The sequence below is a fragment of the Rheinheimera sp. MM224 genome (genome assembly GCF_947090785.1).
Classification (GTDB): domain Bacteria; phylum Pseudomonadota; class Gammaproteobacteria; order Enterobacterales; family Alteromonadaceae; genus Pararheinheimera.
The window spans coordinates 2,456,870-2,473,043 of record NZ_OX352320.1 but is presented as its reverse complement, the minus strand read 5'-3'; the positions used below and the strand labels follow the sequence as shown (position 1 = coordinate 2,473,043).

Genomic DNA, 16,174 nt, shown 5'->3' with positions numbered 1-16,174 from the left:
CTATGTTAGATGCAAAATTTTTAAGAGCCGAATTAGCTCAAACTGCCCAACGTTTGGCTGACCGTGGTTTTCAGCTGGATGTGGATACTCTGCAGCAGTTGGAAGAGCAGCGCCGTGAGTTGCAAATGGCGACTCAGGATTTACAGAATTCACGTAATACCAAATCCAAAGCCATAGGTCAGGCCAAAGCCCGTGGTGAAGACATAACACCATTACTGGCTGAAGTGGATGGTTTAGGTGCAGAGCTTGAAGAGGCTAAGCAAAAGCTCGATGCCGTTTTAGCCCAATGGGACACTATTGTCAGTGCTATTCCAAACTTACCGCATGAATCTGTGCCAACGGGTAAAGATGAAACCGGTAATGTGATGGTACGTCAGTGGGGCGAAGCCCGTGCTTTTGAATTTGAGCCAAAAGATCATGTGGCTTTAGGTGAAGCGCTGGACAAAGGTCTGGATTTTGAAAATGCTGTCAAAATTGCAGGATCTCGTTTTGTCGTAATGCGTGGCCAAATTGCCCGTCTGCACCGTGCTTTAAGCCAGTTTATGCTGGACTTACACACTGAGCAGCATGGCTATACCGAATTGTATGTGCCTTATCTGGTCAATGCGGCTTCGTTGTATGGTACAGGCCAGTTGCCAAAATTTGGTGCGGATTTATTTCATACCAAACCTGCGACAGAAGAAGGCGTAGGCATGTCGTTGATCCCAACGGCTGAAGTGCCTGTCACCAACTTAGCCCGTGACTGCATTTTTGAATTGGCTGAACTGCCACAAAAATACACAGCTCATACGCCGTGTTTCCGCAGCGAAGCCGGCTCGTACGGCCGTGATACCCGTGGTTTAATTCGTCAGCACCAGTTTGATAAAGTGGAATTAGTGCAGTTAGTGCATCCGGATCAGTCATTTGCTGCACTGGAAGAGTTAACTGGCCATGCAGAAAAAGTACTGCAGCTGTTAGGTTTACCTTACCGCACTATGTTGCTGTGTACTGGTGACATGGGTTTTGGTTCAACCAAAACCTACGATTTGGAAGTCTGGTTGCCGGCACAAAATACCTACCGTGAAATTTCTTCATGTTCAAGCATGGGTGATTTCCAGGCTCGTCGTATGCAAGCTCGTTTCCGTCCCGGTGAAGGTAAAAAGCCTGAGCTGCTGCATACCCTAAATGGTTCTGGTTTAGCCGTTGGTCGAACACTGGTTGCTATTCTGGAGAATTACCAGCAAGCTGATGGTTCTATTCAGATCCCAGCCGTGTTGCAACCTTATATGGGTGGTAAAACAGAGATCCGCTGTTAATCTGCACTTTGTTTAATTTCTGTAAGGAGCAGCTGTTCTGCTCCTTTAACCTGGTAAGTCGGATGTCGCTCATCAAAGAACAACAACAAAATTCAAAAAAGACTGCTATACCACGTCATGTTGTCGTACGTAAAAGCAGGGCAAATCCTATCAAGGTGATGCTGCGCTGGATGTATTGGCTGGTGTTGATTGGCGTAATAGCTATAGTGGTGATGACCAGTTTTGAAGCTGGTATGTCGATGTACAAAGGGGGCTAATTGCCCCTTTTTTGTATTTGTTTACAGGCATTTAGCTGGTTTTGGTAAGCCGCCGATACGAGTGGCTTGCTTGGCTGGCCCTTCCGGAAATAACAAAAACAAATATTTGCTGTTGCCTTTATCTGCTCCCAGTTTTTCTCCCATGCTTTTCACCAATAAACGTATGGCTGGAGAAGTTTGGTACTCCTGATAAAAAGCACGGACAAAATTCACTACTTCCCAGTGAGCTTCCGTCATAGTGATGTGTTCTAAGCGGGCAAATTCTTCAGCCAGCTCCGGCGTCCACAGCGCTAAATCGGCCAGGTAACCATGTTTATCCAGCGGGTAGCTTTGGTTATTTAAAATCAATTCGTTCATCAGAGTTGTTGCTTCGCTTGTAGCACTAAATCCAGCCACTGGCTGTCATTCAATGCGGTGAAAGGTTCTGAGATCGTTATACCACGCACAGCGGCGTCTGCAGCCAAACAATAGACAGCACAGGGCAGGCTGTTTAGCTGACTTGTTGTCATTAAATATACAGCCTCTTGCCTTAACAAAACTTTATCTTCTGCACTGACAAGACTCAGTACATCAGGCAACTGGTTGTGGCTTAGATCAAAAAGTCTCATATCAGGCCTTAATCACATGATGTTGCGTGTAAAGCAATTGGCTAAGCTCTAAGCTATCCAGCGGCTGCACGTCCAGCACAAGCGTATTGGCTTGTAATTGACCTTGCCGTAACGATTCCGCGCAGATATATAAATTTTCAATATCATAAAGTTCAAACAGCTTAAAACTACGTCTGAAGTCTTTGACCATCAGCTCTGCGCTGTCATCGGTTTGTACCAACTGATATACAGCATCGCCACTAAAAATAACGCTGAGCTGATGATCGACTGCAGCTAAAGCAAAAATTAAATCCAGGCTTTCGCGTGCTGCTATGCCTTGCAAAGGCAAGCTGGTCACTAACACTGCTATCTTCATGAAAATTGCACCAGTTTATCCGCCTTGGCCAAACGCATGGCAAACTCGGCTAACCCAGCAGCTATATAGCCATCTGCTGGCTTTAGCTCATTGGAGCAAACACCACGTTTCTCTGCAGCAGTGATACAAAACAGCAAAGGGATCTGATGCGCCTGACAAAACTGCTGCAGTTTGACCGATAGATTAGGTTCGTCTGAAGGTAAATCAATCAGGGCGGACGCTGCACCTACTGCATCGCGGTATAAAAATACGGAATCAATAACATGTTTGGCCTCAACGGCCTGCTGCATAAACCGCAAGGCGCTGACAAAACTTTGGCCTTGTAACACCGGGCCTTCAATCAGAACGGCAAAACTGGTCATGTTTCTGGATCCCGCAGAAAATTTCTCTAAATCAGGGCAAAAAAATACCCCGCATTTGGCGGGGTATTTTACTGCAACATCAGCTTATCTCAAGCCTTAATTAATCATCGCTGCCCATGATACCCAGTAACTGCAGTAACGAAGTGAACAGGTTGAAGATGTTCAGGTATAAGCCGACTGTAGCGCGGATATAGTTAGTTTCGCCACCGTTGATAATACGGCTGGTGTCAAACAGGATTAAACCAGACATAATCATTACGATAACTGCGTTGTAGGCCAGATGCAGAGCTGGAATTTGCAGGAAGATATTAGCCAGACCAGCCACAATTGCCACAATCAAACCTACAAACAGAAAATTGCCCATAAAGCTGAAATCTTTGCGCGATGTCAAAACGTATGCAGACAAAGAGAAAAACACCACAGCGGTGAGACCAAGTGCCTGCATAATCAATTCAGGACCGTTGGCCATCGCAGCAAAACGATTCAGCATAGGGCCAATAGAGGCACCCATACAGCCTGTGAACGCAAAGATCCAGCCTAAAGCGCTCGCGCTTTCAGCTTTTTTCATCACAACGATACTTAAGACTATGCCAGCGACTAAAAATGCGAGACCCATTAGAAAGCCGAAGTTCATAGCCATCGAAATACCTGCTGTGACTGCACTGAATGTCAGTGTCATCGCCAGCAGGAAATAGGTATTACGTAATACTTTGTTGACTTCAACACTGTGGCCTATCTGGCCAGTGTGCGTGTTTTGGTTGTAGGACATTGCTGTTCTCTCCATTCAATAGTTACTTTTCTGACTTTATCTTACTTGGGAAGTTCCCAAAGTGCCAGCAGTTATCTTTGTAAAACAATTCAATCATTTACCTTGTTTTATCAAAGTTTAAAAAAATGCTTTTCTTTCGCAACCGATCTGATTATTATACGCGGCGCCGGAGGGGTGGCAGAGCGGTTTAATGCACCGGTCTTGAAAACCGGCGAAGGTTAATAGCCTTCCGAGAGTTCGAATCTCTCCCCCTCCGCCATTTTTCCCAGAACCCGTATCAACGAAAGCTTATCCCCTTCGTACTTGAAGCTGCAGCTTTGTTGACCGCGCACTCTCGCCCCAGTCACATAGGACTACTATGCTCCTGGGGACTCAATCACTTGTCGCCTCCCTGCAACTCCAATTACTTTGGGTAATTACGGGTTCGTTTGCCTATTGGTTCTGTGTTTTCATGCATCAAGCAATAAAAAAAGCCGCACGAGGCGGCTTCTGTTGCTGACACAAGTTTTAATTCACCGCTGTACAACTCATACAAACTGAGTAAATACCTTTTGGATCGTTAAACTGCTCCAGCACTTTAAAATCCTGGTTAATTTGCGTCACAATGTTTTTCAGCAGTGGGCTGAAGGCTGACTCTTTCGCATCAGGTAACATGGCCTGTACTGTACTTGAGGCAAACATATCACGCAGCAGCTGTTCGGTTGGAGTTAATTCCTGTTCCATCACTTTAATGTCGTATTGCTTTAAGCCAGCTTTTTCAGCGGCAGCAGCAATAGCGTCATCAAAGGTGCCCAGTTTATCGACCAATCCAAACTCCAGTGCTTTGGTGCCAGTCCAGACGCGGCCTTGTGCTACTTTGTCGACTGCTTCTTTGCTCATACCACGGTTTTCAGACACCATGCCGATAAAGTCGTCATAGCCTTTATTTATCATCAATTGGAAAATACCTGACATCTCTGGTGTTAAACCTTTAAACAGTGGTAAACCAGAACTTAAACCTGCAAGTTCAGAAGTTCCTACACCATCAATGTTCAAACCTAAGACTGGCATCGCATTTTCCAGCGTGTGGAATAAGCCGAAGATACCAATAGAGCCTGTGATCGTAGTAGGAGAGGCCCAAATTTCATTAGCTGGTGCTGCAATCCAATAACCACCAGAAGCAGCAACAGCACCCATAGAGGCTATGACAGGTTTACCAGCGGCTTTTAACAGCTTGATTTCTTGACCTATGACTTCTGATGCAAAGGCACTGCCGCCACCGCTGTCGATACGCACTACTACAGCTTTTACTTTCTCATCGAAACGGGCGCGACGTAATAAAGCAGCAGTGGTATCACCACCTATAGTGCCGGCTTTAGCGGAACCATCAATAATAGTGCCACGAGCTACAACAACAGCGACTTTTTCAGTCAACGGATTATCGTACTGAACAGGAGGCAACACCACATCTTGGTAATCTTTAAACTGGATTTGATTAAAGCTGTGTTTTTCGCTTTCGCCGACCAAAGCAATTAAGTCCTGGCGGAATTCTTCGCGGGTTTTAATGCTGTCGACTAATTTCGCATCCAGCGCATACTGGGTCATATCACCGTTAACGGCCTGCAGCTTTTGATACAAACCAGTAATGGTTTCATCAAAGTTGTCGACGGCAAAACCACGGCGTTCAGCGACTTGCGCTTTGTAGCTGGCCCATAATTCCTCTAACCAGGCTTTATTCGCTTCTTTGGCTTCATCAGACATCGTATCGCGGGTAAAAGGCTCTACTGCCGATTTATAGGTGCCCACTTTAAAGACGTGAGTGGTGACCTTTAATTTTTCTAAAGCAGATTTGTAATACATAGGGTAGCTGCCGAAACCTTCCAGCAATACGGTGCCCATAGGATTTAAGTTAATGCTGTCGGCGTAAGATGCCAGGAAATACTGGTTCTGACTGTAGTAGTCGCCAGTCGCCAGGACTTTTTTGCCTGCTGCCTTAAAGTCTTGCAACGCGCTGCCCACCATAGTCAGCTTATCCATTGAGCCTGAGCCAAAAGAAGATAAATCCAATACGATGGCTTTAATTCGTTCGTCGGTTTTCGCTGCCTGAATAGTCTTCAGCAGGTCGGTGACTAAAATTTCAGGTTCTTCTTCTTCTGAACCCATGCTTTCATTCAGCACTTGATCCAGAGGGTCGACATAACGTTTTTCTTCCACCAGATCGCCGGATAAGTTCAGCACTAAAGCCGCGCTTTCAGGGACTTCCACTTTATCGTCGCCGCTGAAAATGGAGACCAGAATAAAGATAAATAAGATGGCAAAAATCAGATTAAAGGTGATGTGACGAACCAGACTGATAGCGCGCCAAATGCCACCAAAAAAGCGTCTTAAGATCCCAGGTTTTTTCTCAGACATATGATGTACCTATAGTTTCGGCAAAGTAATAGAGGTCTATGCTAACGAATTTAGAGGGAAAGCTCAGGGTGGAATTTGTAAGTAAATGTTTATATCTTGCGATAAAGCATTAAAACGGCTACATTCTTGCTATTCAACAGGTACGACCAGAGAGATTGTTGTGGCATATCCGCATTTATTAGCCCCACTGGATTTGGGCTTCACTCAATTAAAAAACCGCGTCATTATGGGTTCTATGCATACTGGCCTGGAAGAAGAGAAACAAGGCTTTGATAAACTGGCCGCTTTTTATGCCGAACGGGCCAAAGGTGGCGTAGGTTTAATTATCACCGGTGGCATTAGCCCGAATTTTCGCGGCAATCTGGTGCCTTTTGGTAGTCAGCTGACCTGGTGGTGGCAGGCTGGTAAACATAAAAAAGTGACACAAGCTGTGCATCAGCACGGCGGGAAAATTTGTATTCAGCTGCTGCATGCAGGCCGTTATGGCTATCATCCATTTAGTGTGGCACCAAGCGCTGTGCAATCACCTATCACACCTTTTAAGCCTAAAGCTCTGTCCGACAGCCAAATTCGCAGCACTATTGCTGACTTTGCTCATTCTGCCAAACTGGCGAAAAAAGCCGGCTATGACGGCGTTGAAATTATGGGCTCTGAAGGTTATTTACTGAATCAGTTCCTGTGTGCCCGAACTAATCAGCGTACCGACCAATGGGGCGGTAGTTTTGAGAACCGTTGCCGTTTTGTGTTGGAAATTTTAAAAGCAGTGCGTGAAGCCTGTGGTAAAGACTTTATTATTATTTATCGTTTATCCATGCTGGATTTAGTGGAAGACGGCAATAGCTTTGATGAAGTCATCGCACTGGCAGCGTCTGCTGCTGCGGCTGGCGCCACCATGCTCAATACGGGCATTGGCTGGCATGAAGCACGAATTCCGACCATAGGCACTATGGTGCCTCGCGCCGCCTTTAGTTGGGTAACTGAGCAAGTGCGCAAACACGCCAGTATTCCTGTGATTGCGACCAACAGAATTAACGATCCGCAGGTCGCGGAAACTATTCTTGAGTCAGGCCAGGCCGATATGGTCTGTATGGCCCGGCCATTTTTAGCGGATGCTGAGTTCGTTAATAAAGCAGCGGCAAACCAGGCGCATTTAATTAACACCTGTATTGCTTGTAATCAGGCCTGTTTGGACCATGTATTCCAGAAAAAACGCGCCAGCTGTTTAGTTAACCCCAGAGCCTGTTATGAGACAGAGCTGAATTTTGAAACCGCAGCGGCAAAGAAAAAAATCGCCGTAGTAGGGGCTGGTCCTGCAGGTTTGGCTTTTAGTGTTTATGCAGCATCCCGTGGTCATGATGTCACGCTGTTTGATCGTGGCAGTGAAATTGGTGGCCAGTTTAATTACGCCAAGCAAATACCAGGTAAAGAAGAGTTTCATCAGACGCTGCGTTATTTCGGCGAGATGCTGAAAGTAAACAAGGTCAATGTGCAACTCAATTCGGAGCAAACGGCAGAAAGTTTGTCCGCAGGTGGTTATGATCATGTGGTGTTATCCAGTGGCATTAAAGCACGTCAGCTGGATATCCCTGGTTTTGATCACCCTAAAGTATTAAGTTATCTCGATGTACTGAAACATCATAAGCCAGTCGGCCAGAACGTGGCTGTGATAGGGGCTGGTGGTATTGGTTTTGATGTGTCTGAATATTTAACAGAACCACATTCATTAACTTTGCAACCTGAAGCCTGGTTAAAAGACTGGGGTATAGATAAAGACTATCAAAGCCGTGGTGCTTTGCTGGCAGATGCTCCGTCCGAACCTTCAGAGCGCAAAGTATTTTTGTTGCAGCGTAAAACCAGCAAAGTAGGGGCTGGTCTTGGTAAAACCACAGGCTGGATCCACCGCAGTTCATTAAAGAAAAAGGGCGTAGAAATGCTCTCTGGCGTAAGCTACAACAAAGTAGATGATGCAGGGCTTTGGATCAGCATTGATGGTAAGGAACGTTGCTTGGCGGTTGATAACGTCATTGTCTGTGCAGGACAGGAACCAGAGCGCAGTTTGCAGCAGCAGCTATTGGATGCAGGTCAGCAAGTGCACCTGATCGGTGGTGCTGATGTGGCTGCTGAGCTGGATGCAAAACGTGCCATTCGTCAGGGCGCTGAATTAGCTGCCCGTCTGTAGTTTTTGTTGGCAATATGTGGCTTCAACCTGAGTTGATTAAGGTTGAAGCTGTTTAAATCCTCTCAGGTTCATCATTTTGATCCACCCTGTGAAATATATTTTTCTAAATTTCACTTGCTAAGCCTACCCAATTCCCGCTATTACTCAGGTCATGATTGCATTCGTATGCATAGTTGCATTGTCCGATTCTGGTGCGATGCTCAAACGCTGCACCAAAATGGACAATTGTCATACCTGCGTCATCTGTTGTTCCTAAATTGAATGCTCGTAGAAGTGTTGATTCCAATGGAGTGGCAAGAATTCTTAAGACCTCTGCGGTTTGTGGTATCAGCTTTGCTTTCACAACAACAGAGTAAAAAAATAATATTCAAATCGTCGGTTTTATCAACAGGGAGACTTTTATGTCTGGTGTACTTACCATGATTTTAGCGGGGGGCGAAGGGACCAGACTGGCACCTTTGACTGGAGTCAGAGCCAAACCGGCTGTGCCCTTTGGTGGCAATTACAGGATTATCGATTTTGTACTGAATAACTTTGTGAATTCGGATTTATTACAGATTTTTGTCATCACCCAGTTTAAATCGCATTCATTAATGAAACATTTAAGCCGTGCCTGGCGGGTGACTGGCTTAACTAACAGATTTATTGATCCCATTCCTGCTCAGATGCAAACAGGTAAACACTGGTATCTGGGCACTGCAGATGCGGTCTACCAGAATATCCATCTGATCCACGGCCTGGATCCTGAAGAAGTCTGCGTATTCGGTGGTGACCATATTTATAAAATGGATGTGCGGCAAATGCTGAACTTCCATCGTCAGAACCATGCACTCTTAACGGTTGCTGCTATTCCTGTACATGTGTCTCAAGCCCATGAATTTGGTGTAATTGAAGTCGACAGCACTGGCAAAATGGTCGGGTTTGAAGAAAAACCTAAATCGAATCCAAAAACTATTCCGGGCCGGCCCGACTATGTATTGGCGTCTATGGGCAATTATATTTTTGACGCTAAGACCTTAGTGGATGTACTGAACGAAGATGCAGCACAAATTGATTCGAAACACGATTTTGGTCATAACATTATTCCGAAGATGTACCCGCAAGGCAGTGTGTATGTGTATGACTTCTCGACCAACGTGATCCGTGGTGAGCAGGCAGATTCGAAAGGTTACTGGCGTGATGTGGGGACTTTAGATTCATATTATGAAGCCAATATGGATTTAATATCAGTTCAACCGCCTTTGGATTTATACAATAAATACTGGCCATTACGTAGTTATACGCCACCTATGCCACCTGCGAAGTTTGTGCACGATGAAGCCAACAGAACAGGTCAGGCGATCAGCTCCATGGTGGCTTCAGGCTGTATTGTCAGTGGTGCTATCGTCTATCAGTCTATTTTGGGTTATAACACCGTAGTGCATAGCCATGCTTATATTGAAAAAAGCGTCTTGATGGGCAATAACGATATTGGTCGGGGTTGCCGTATTCGACGTGCTATCATCGATAAAGACGTGAAAATAGCGCCGAACACCATTATTGGTGAAGATCCGGTGCTGGACCGTCAGCGTTTCCATGTGTCGGCTGACGGTGTTGTGGTGATCCCAAAAGGGGCGATGGTGGGATTTGACTAATACTGCGGGCCAGAAGGCCGCAGATTGGAATGCGGCCTTTAGTGGGAAATAATCAATGCGCGTGTTGTTTTTATGCAGTGAATTTGAAGGTGTGATTAAAACCGGAGGTTTGGCTGATGCCAGCCGGGGTTTAGCGTTACAGATGCAAAAACTAGGGCATGAAGTTAGAGTGTTGTTGCCTCGTTATGGCAGTCTCTACGCAGTTCCTGTTGCAGAGAACTGGCATTCTGTCTATTTTGCGCTGGGTGGCCAGGCTCAGGCTTGTGCTGTGCGCAGTGTATTAAATTCTGAAGTACCGCTCTCACTGATTGAACATCATGATTATTTTGGTCGGCCACGGCCTTATGATGATGGACATCACGCCTACCCGGATAACGCTTTGCGTTTTGCCTTTTTCTGCAAGGCTGCGTTGCAGTTTTGTGTTGATACAGGCTGGGTACCCGATCTGATCCATGGCCATGACTGGCAAACTGGTATAGCGGCGTATTATTTAAAACAGTTCTATCAGCAGGCTTTGCCCGGCTCCAAAATGCTGTTTACCATTCACAATGGTGCTTATCAGCAAGGCTTATCCGCTGCAGACAGAGCGCAAACTGAAGTCTATCCCTCAAGTTCTGTGGCAGGTTCCAGTATGTTGGCCTTAGGCTTAGCTTACGCCGATAAGGTCAATACCGTCAGTAAAGGTTACGCCACTGAATTATTGTCTGAACCCGCCGCGAATGGGTTAGCGGCTTTGTATCAGGCTCGTGGTGAGGACTTCTCCGGTATTTTAAATGGCTGTGATTACGAACAATGGGATCCGGCCACTGATATTTATCTGACAACCAAATACAGTCGTAGCAAACTCGAAGGCAAGCAGGCCTGCAAAGCTGAAATGAGACAAAGATATCATCTTGAGCAAAACTCAACGCCTCTTTTTGTGTTGGTCAGCCGTATCACCGAACAAAAAGGTTTTGCTTATTTGTTGCCGGCGTTAGAGCAGTGGCTTGCAGAAGCAGAGGCACAAGTGTTGATGATGGGTACTGGCGATCAGTCTTATGTCAGTAGACTACGCTCGTTAAACGACAAATTTCCGAGTCGCTTTGTTTTCGTTGAAGGTTTTGATGAAGCTTTATCACATCAACTGGAAGCTGCGGGTGACTTTTTTCTGATGCCATCTTTGTTTGAACCTTGTGGCTTAAATCAGATTTACAGTCTACGTTATGGCACTGTGCCTTTAGTGCGTTTAACGGGTGGCTTAAAAGATACAGTGCGCGATCTGACAGACAAAGAAGCCACAGGTATAGGTTTTTCTGAACCCACAGTGCAAGCTCTGCTGGAAGCCTTAGACAGAGCCTTGGCTTTATATCGCGAAGCTGTCCTGTACAAAAAAATACAACAACGGGGTATGCAACAACGTTTTGGTTGGGCTGAATCAGCCGTGCAGTATCAGGTTCTGTATCAACAACTCCAGTCTTAACACATCACCGCAAGGGTATTTTGCCCAGATGGTGAACAAACAGCGGCTGTGGGTGCGAAAGCTGTTGTATGAATAAAATAAAGTTTGGTAGCCTTAAGCGAGCTAAATCAAAGGGTTTATTTATGGATGCTGTTACATTACTGACGACCCGCTATTCTTCTGCACGTTTAACTGAACCTGCACCCAGTGGCGAAGCTCTGGCTATTATCAAACAAGCTGCATTGCAGGTGCCTGATCACGGTCATTTAAGACCCTGGCGTTTTGTGGTGGTGAACGGCCGTAAATCTCTGGAAAAATTAGGGGATGTTTTTGCTGAAGCGGCGTTGGAAGAAGATCCATCCGTTGCTAACGAATTGATTGAGCGCGCCCGCCAGTTGCCATTGCGTGCTCCAATGGTGATTGTCTGCATCGCTAAATGTGTCAATCATCCGAAAGTGCCTTTATCTGAGCAGACCCAGTCGGCTGCTTGTGCTGTGATGGCGATGCAACAAGCTGCTTTTGCTTTGGGTTTTGGCGGCATTTGGCGCACTGGTGCTTACACTCAGTATGAATTTGTAAAACAGGCATTTGAGCTTGGCGAAGACGATGAAATAGTCGGTTTCCTGTATTTGGGCACTTGTGCTCAGGAATTGCCAGCGAAGGCGCCTTTGGCGGTCGAAGAGTTTTTCAGCGACTATCAATAAACTAGTTTCAAAGGATTGAGAGCAGGGGATGGATCAGCAAAGCCTATTTATCAACGAAGTCAGGCTGCAGTTTGACCGCTTATTTCAGGCAAAAAAAGCCGGTCAGAATGTGGTGACACTTAAACACCGCGCTGAAGGCTTTTTTATGCCGGAGAGTTGCTGGGACTGGTGGATAAGCCGCTGTTACAGCAGCTGATGGAACAAAGTTATCTTGACGTCTTTGGTGTCGCTCTGTCTAAAACCTCGTCTTACCAGACAGAGCGTAAGCAGGCGCTGGAAAATGAATTTTATCAATACTTTGAAGAGCCTGCTTTTCACAGAATTCGCAACTGACAAAGCCACAGTTTTTGACCATCGCAATAAAAAGCAACACCGCAGTGAACCCTTAGTGTTGCTTTGTTGTTTTACTCCAGACGTAGCACTTCTTCAGTATGAGTGGTTTCGGCCATCATACTTTTCCACCAGCGCTTTTGCGTTGCTGTAGCATCAAGTTGTTGCAGTGATATCGCCTGACCAAAGACTGGCGTGAGCAAAGGCACCTGATAGGCTTTGGCCGCTGCTTCCAATCGTTCCAATGGCTCATGCCAGTTATGCATGGCTAAATCAAAACTACTGTTGTGAATAGGCATCATGTGTTTGCCTTGTACATCCAGATGCGCACGCAAGGATTGCTCAGGCAGCATATGAATATCTGCCCATAATTCGTTATAAGCCCCGGTTTCAATCAACGTCAGATCAAAAGGGCCCAGCCGTTCTCCAATGGTTTTAAAACCTGAGAAATAGCCGCTGTCGCCACTGAAAAACAGGTTCAACTCGTCAGTTTTTATTGCCCACGAAGCCCACAAGGTTTTGTTTTTATCACTCAGGCCACGGCCGGAAAAATGTTGAGCCGGAGTGGCTGTCAAGGTGACGCCATGCAAACTGGTGTCTTGCCACCAGTCCAGCGCGATAATTTTCTGCTGGGGAATGCCCCAACGTATCAAGTGCTGATCCACACCTAGTGGCACAATAAAACGTTCTGTTCTGTCATTCAGGGCAAGCACACTGTGCTTATCCAGGTGATCGTAATGGTCATGCGACAAAATAACACCAGCCAGAGCAGGGACTTCAGACAGCTGCAAGGGCAGTTGATGGAAGCGTTTCGGGCCCGCCCATTGCACTGGCGACGCGCGTTCAGAAAATACCGGATCGGTTAACCAATAGTGTCCATTGAGTTGCATCAGTACCGTGGAATGACTGATTTTATATAGTAACGATTCTGCAGTAGCCACTGCAGGCAATTGCATCTTGGCTACTGGCAAGTTAAAAGCCGGGCTGCGCTCTTTATTGGTATTGGTCAGGTACAGCCATAAAATTTGCGGTAGCTTGGCAAAACCAGCGTCATTTGCGCCGGAACTATTGATGTATCTCTGGTTTTCATTGGTAGCAGATAAATAGGATGTCATAACGGCTCCGGTTATAAGTAACAAAATAACAGCAACACTGTGGCGACGAAAGCTCATCAGCTGGCCCTTTAAAAGTAAACTACACTGTGCAGTTTACTTATTTTGCTTCAAAAGTAAACTGGTGAGTGTAATAATGCGTGAAATTTTTTCAGGAAGCTCTAGTGTGAAAACAGAAGCAGAACCAAAGCTGACTCGTTCCGAGCAAAAAAAGCAGGATGTGTTGCGTGCAGCCATTCAGGAATTTCGTATGTTTGGTTTTGCTGGTGCCAGTATGGACAGGATTGCGGAGTTGGCTGGCGCCTCCAAACGCACTGTATACAACCACTTCGTCAGCAAAGAGCAGTTGTTTGAACTGGCGACCACTGAGTTATGGCGCAGCAGCAAATCGGCTGCCAGCGTCGCTTTTGATCCATCAAAGTCAGCGGAGCTGCAATTATTGACTATATGCCGTCAATGTCTGGCTGTATATGAACAAGAAGATTTTATAGAGCTGGCCCGGGTGGTGATGGCTGAGTATATCCGTAGTTCTGAAAAAGCTCAGGCAGCCATGCAGAGGATGGCAAGTCAGGAAGGGGGGCTTGAACTTTGGTTGGCGCAGGCACAGCAGCATGGCGTTTTAACAATTCCCGATATCCAGCTGGCTGTAACCCAGTTCTGGGGGATGTTTAAAGCTTTTGCATTTTGGCCAAGAGTATTTAACATGACCACCGAAACCAAAGTAGATGAAGTTGTTTTATTAAGTTCTATCCGGATGTTTATCAATTTTTACAGCAATAAATAAGCGATTCAGTGTAATAAAAAAGGCCTCAGAAGAGGCCTTTTTACTTTTTTAAGTTCTGACTCGCAGAGCTGGTTAGAAATCAGCGTTACCTGGTGTACGAGGGAAGGCGATGACGTCGCGTACGTTGCCCACACCTGTCACATAAGACACCAGACGCTCAAAACCTAAACCAAAACCGGCGTGAGGTACTGTGCCGTAGCGGCGCAGGTCACGGTACCAGCTGTAGTCGTCTTTATTCAGACCCATCTGATCCATACGGGCATCCAGCTGCTCTAAACGCTCTTCACGCTGACTACCACCTATGATTTCACCAATACCAGGCGCCAGAATATCCATAGCAGCCACAGTTTTGCCGTCTTCATTCATACGCATGTAGAAAGCTTTGATGTCTTTTGGATAGTTTTGCAGAATAACAGGAGCACCTACGTGCACTTCAGCTAAGTAACGTTCGTGCTCAGACTGTAAATCCACACCCCATTCCACAGGGTAATCAAACTTCTTACCACAGTTTTTCAGGATCTCAACCGCGTCAGTGTAATCCATGCGAACAAAGGTGGAATCGATCATGTTTTGCAGGCGGCTGACCGCGTTTTCGTCCACACGTTCAGCAAAAAACGCCATATCATCTGCACGTTCTTCTAAAACAGCTTTAAATACAAACTTCAGCATGTCTTCAGCCAGTTGCGCTACGTCTTTTAATTCGGCGTAAGCAACTTCTGGTTCAATCATCCAGAACTCGGCTAAATGACGGGTCGTGTTTGAGTTTTCAGCACGGAAAGTTGGGCCGAAAGTGTACACCTTGGATAAAGCACAGGCATAAGTTTCAACGTTCAGCTGACCTGATACCGTCAGGAAAGTTTCTTTGCCGAAAAAGTCCTGTTTGTAATCAATAGCGCCTTTGTCGTCACGTGGCAGGTTTTCCATATCCAGCGTACTAACACGGAACATCTCACCAGCGCCTTCAGCATCAGCACCTGTAATGATAGGCGTGCTGATCCAATAGAAACCACGTTCGTGGAAGAAACGGTGAATGGCCTGAGCTAAACAGTGACGAACGCGGGTTATAGCACCAACCATGTTAGTGCGGGCACGTAAATGCGCCTGTTCACGCAGGTATTCCATACTGTGACGTTTTGGTGCCATAGGGTAGGTATCCGGATTTTCCACCCAGCCAACTACTTCAACAGAAGATGCCTGGATTTCAAAAGCCTGGCCCTGACCTTCTGACTTGGCAATAGTGCCTGTCACAATGACAGAGCAAGCTGTAGTCAGACGTTTAATTTCGTTTTCGTAATTATTCAAATCAGCCGGAGCAACGGCCTGAACTGCATCAAAGCAGCTGCCGTCGTGCACGGCTAAAAATGAAATCCCGGCTTTGGAATCACGCTTAGTGCGGATCCACCCTTTTACTGTGACTGTATCGCCAACCTGATACTGGCCAGACAGCACATCTTTGATTACTGCATGCGTCATGCAACCTGCTCCAACTTACTTAAGAAACTGTAAAAACCCAAAAGCAGACATCATACTGAGGCAAAGACTGAACACAAGTAAAAATTGTGAGGAATTCTAAAATGAGCGCTTCAGAGCCCGATCTTAAGCCAAAAGAGCGTCGTAAAGGCGCAGATTGGCTGATGTTACTATTGGCCATGCTGAATTTGGGCGCCTGGTTTCTGCTGATCATGGGTCTGGCATTGGCGCATTTGGCCAAACCTGAGTTTAACAGTGGTTTAGTGCAGTACTGGGGGATTCCCATTGATCAGGAATGGGATAAAGCATTGGTGGTAAAACTGGAAGTGTTAGTACGCTGGTGTCTGGTGTTTACTGCCGCCACTTTAGTGCTGCATCAGTTTCGCAACAGACGTCGTGACGATAGCTGGCGCTTAAACTTGTTTTTTCTACTGTTTTTAAGCGCCGTGGTGTTATTTATTTTTTCAACTATTGATTAGATGCTTG

18 protein-coding genes and 1 tRNA gene are annotated in these 16,174 nt (G+C 46.1%); 11 read left to right on the top strand and 8 right to left on the bottom strand.

The annotated features are described in order from the left end of the window. The first annotated feature begins 2 nt into the window (after nucleotides 1–2). Together serS and OM978_RS11660 are read left to right on the top strand one after the other, a co-directional pair. Entirely contained in the window at nucleotides 3–1,295 is a 1,293-nt protein-coding gene (gene serS / locus OM978_RS11665) for a serine--tRNA ligase (RefSeq protein WP_264342398.1), read from the top strand. A gap of 62 nt (nucleotides 1,296–1,357) precedes the next feature. After that, a complete protein-coding gene (locus OM978_RS11660; protein ID WP_264342397.1) occupies nucleotides 1,358–1,552 on the top strand; it encodes a hypothetical protein in 195 nt (64 codons plus the stop codon). A 21-nt stretch (nucleotides 1,553–1,573) separates the two neighbouring features. Here the strand turns inward: OM978_RS11660 and OM978_RS11655 are convergent, their stop codons facing one another. The 5 genes from OM978_RS11655 to OM978_RS11635 form a co-directional block, all read right to left on the bottom strand. After that, nucleotides 1,574–1,909 carry a TusE/DsrC/DsvC family sulfur relay protein gene (locus OM978_RS11655; protein ID WP_264342396.1) on the bottom strand — a complete coding sequence of 112 codons (336 nt, stop codon included), beginning with the start codon at nucleotides 1,907–1,909 and terminating at the stop codon, nucleotides 1,574–1,576. Beyond that, a complete protein-coding gene (locus OM978_RS11650) occupies nucleotides 1,909–2,160 on the bottom strand; it encodes a DsrH/TusB family sulfur relay protein (RefSeq protein ID WP_264342395.1) in 252 nt (83 codons plus the stop codon). Before OM978_RS11650 ends, OM978_RS11655 begins: the two co-directional genes overlap by 1 nt. A gap of 1 nt (nucleotide 2,161) precedes the next feature. Further along, entirely contained in the window at nucleotides 2,162–2,515 is a 354-nt protein-coding gene (tusC, locus tag OM978_RS11645; RefSeq protein ID WP_264342394.1) for a sulfurtransferase complex subunit TusC, read from the bottom strand. After that, nucleotides 2,512–2,877, bottom strand: a complete 366-nt coding sequence (gene tusD / locus OM978_RS11640; RefSeq protein ID WP_264342393.1) for a sulfurtransferase complex subunit TusD — start codon at nucleotides 2,875–2,877, stop codon at nucleotides 2,512–2,514. The genes tusC and tusD overlap by 4 nt, the downstream gene beginning before the upstream one ends. A gap of 100 nt (nucleotides 2,878–2,977) precedes the next feature. Further along, complete coding sequence (locus tag OM978_RS11635) at nucleotides 2,978–3,646, bottom strand: Bax inhibitor-1/YccA family protein (RefSeq protein WP_264342392.1); 669 nt, start codon at nucleotides 3,644–3,646, stop codon at nucleotides 2,978–2,980. Nucleotides 3,647–3,814: 168 nt separating this feature from the next. Between OM978_RS11635 and OM978_RS11630 the strand changes: the two genes are divergently transcribed. After that, nucleotides 3,815–3,905, top strand: a tRNA-Ser gene (locus OM978_RS11630). A 248-nt stretch (nucleotides 3,906–4,153) separates the two neighbouring features. Here OM978_RS11630 and sppA read toward each other — a convergent pair. After that, nucleotides 4,154–6,037 (bottom strand): signal peptide peptidase SppA, encoded by a 1,884-nt coding sequence (gene sppA / locus OM978_RS11625; protein WP_264342391.1) that lies wholly within the window; start codon nucleotides 6,035–6,037, stop codon nucleotides 4,154–4,156. 160 nt (nucleotides 6,038–6,197) lie between these two features. Between sppA and OM978_RS11620 the strand changes: the two genes are divergently transcribed. From OM978_RS11620 to OM978_RS11595, 6 genes are all read left to right on the top strand, one after another. After that, on the top strand, nucleotides 6,198–8,216 hold the full coding sequence (locus tag OM978_RS11620; protein WP_264342390.1) for an FAD-dependent oxidoreductase: 2,019 nt from the start codon (nucleotides 6,198–6,200) through the stop codon (nucleotides 8,214–8,216). 401 nt (nucleotides 8,217–8,617) lie between these two features. Further along, nucleotides 8,618–9,850: a glucose-1-phosphate adenylyltransferase gene (gene glgC, locus OM978_RS11615; RefSeq protein WP_264342388.1), complete on the top strand. Its 1,233-nt coding sequence runs from the start codon at nucleotides 8,618–8,620 to the stop codon at nucleotides 9,848–9,850. 55 nt (nucleotides 9,851–9,905) lie between these two features. Continuing rightward, nucleotides 9,906–11,309, top strand: coding sequence for a glycogen synthase (locus tag OM978_RS11610; RefSeq protein ID WP_264342387.1), 1,404 nt, complete (start codon nucleotides 9,906–9,908; stop codon nucleotides 11,307–11,309). Between the two features lie 122 nt (nucleotides 11,310–11,431). Next, entirely contained in the window at nucleotides 11,432–11,992 is a 561-nt protein-coding gene (locus OM978_RS11605; protein ID WP_264342385.1) for an NAD(P)H nitroreductase, read from the top strand. A gap of 28 nt (nucleotides 11,993–12,020) precedes the next feature. Next, nucleotides 12,021–12,188: a hypothetical protein gene (locus OM978_RS11600; RefSeq protein ID WP_264342383.1), complete on the top strand. Its 168-nt coding sequence runs from the start codon at nucleotides 12,021–12,023 to the stop codon at nucleotides 12,186–12,188. Further along, nucleotides 12,188–12,325 (top strand): hypothetical protein, encoded by a 138-nt coding sequence (locus tag OM978_RS11595; RefSeq protein ID WP_264342381.1) that lies wholly within the window; start codon nucleotides 12,188–12,190, stop codon nucleotides 12,323–12,325. The genes OM978_RS11600 and OM978_RS11595 overlap by 1 nt, the downstream gene beginning before the upstream one ends. Nucleotides 12,326–12,396: 71 nt before the next feature. Here OM978_RS11595 and OM978_RS11590 read toward each other — a convergent pair whose 3' ends face one another. Continuing rightward, nucleotides 12,397–13,437 carry an MBL fold metallo-hydrolase gene (locus tag OM978_RS11590; protein ID WP_264342379.1) on the bottom strand — a complete coding sequence of 347 codons (1,041 nt, stop codon included), beginning with the start codon at nucleotides 13,435–13,437 and terminating at the stop codon, nucleotides 12,397–12,399. 163 nt (nucleotides 13,438–13,600) lie between these two features. On the opposite strand from OM978_RS11590, the gene OM978_RS11585 reads away from it, so the two are divergent. Continuing rightward, nucleotides 13,601–14,218, top strand: a complete 618-nt coding sequence (locus tag OM978_RS11585; RefSeq protein ID WP_264342377.1) for a TetR/AcrR family transcriptional regulator — start codon at nucleotides 13,601–13,603, stop codon at nucleotides 14,216–14,218. 72 nt (nucleotides 14,219–14,290) lie between these two features. Here the strand turns inward: OM978_RS11585 and asnS are convergent, their stop codons facing one another. Continuing rightward, complete coding sequence (gene asnS, locus OM978_RS11580) at nucleotides 14,291–15,691, bottom strand: asparagine--tRNA ligase (protein WP_264342375.1); 1,401 nt, start codon at nucleotides 15,689–15,691, stop codon at nucleotides 14,291–14,293. Nucleotides 15,692–15,792: 101 nt separating this feature from the next. Between asnS and OM978_RS11575 the strand changes: the two genes are divergently transcribed. Continuing rightward, nucleotides 15,793–16,167 (top strand): hypothetical protein, encoded by a 375-nt coding sequence (locus tag OM978_RS11575; RefSeq protein WP_264342373.1) that lies wholly within the window; start codon nucleotides 15,793–15,795, stop codon nucleotides 16,165–16,167. The last annotated feature ends 7 nt before the right edge of the window (nucleotides 16,168–16,174 follow it).